This window comes from Geminicoccus flavidas (genome assembly GCF_009806515.1).
Classification (GTDB): Bacteria; Pseudomonadota; Alphaproteobacteria; order Geminicoccales; family Geminicoccaceae; genus Geminicoccus; species Geminicoccus flavidus.
Genome location: NZ_WUJP01000263.1, coordinates 1 through 565, shown reverse-complemented (window position 1 = coordinate 565; position 565 = coordinate 1). Strand labels below are relative to the sequence as shown.

1 protein-coding gene is annotated in these 565 nt (G+C 69.6%); it reads right to left on the bottom strand.

Translation table 11 applies throughout. The features are described 5' to 3' along the window. Positions 1 to 565 (bottom strand): ATP-binding cassette domain-containing protein (locus EQG76_RS07335; RefSeq protein ID WP_159711992.1); only part of this gene is annotated, 565 nt, incomplete at both ends.

Below are 565 nucleotides of genomic sequence, written 5' to 3'. Positions count from 1 at the left end.
GTCCACGCCGCGAGTCGGCTCATCCAGGATGATCAGGTTGCCGCCGGCGTGGAACCACTTGGCGAGCACGACCTTCTGCTGGTTGCCGCCGGACAGGCTGGAGACCGGCGCGTCGATGCTGGAGGCCTTCAGGCGCAGGCTCTGGCCGAGTTCGGTGACGAGCTTGCGTTCCAGGCCCTGGCGCAGGAAGCCAAAAGCGTTCACCACCGCGGATAGCCTGGCCATGGTCGCGTTCACGCGGATCGGCTTGTCCAGGATCACGCCATGGAGCTTGCGGTCCTCCGGCACCAGCCCGATCCCGGCTTTCACCGCGTGGACCGGCGTGCGCAGCTGGACCGGCTTGCCGTTGATGTGGATGCTGCCGCTGTCCAGGCGGTCGGCGCCGAAGATGGCGCGGGCGACCTCGGTGCGGCCCGAGCCTACCAGCCCGCCCAACCCGACGATCTCGCCGGCCCGCACCGACAGGCTGACGTCCTGCACCATCCGCCCGGCATTGATCCGGTCCAGGCGCAGGACTTCCTCCCCGATCGTGCGGCGGCCGCGCTCGGGAAACATGGCGGCGAGC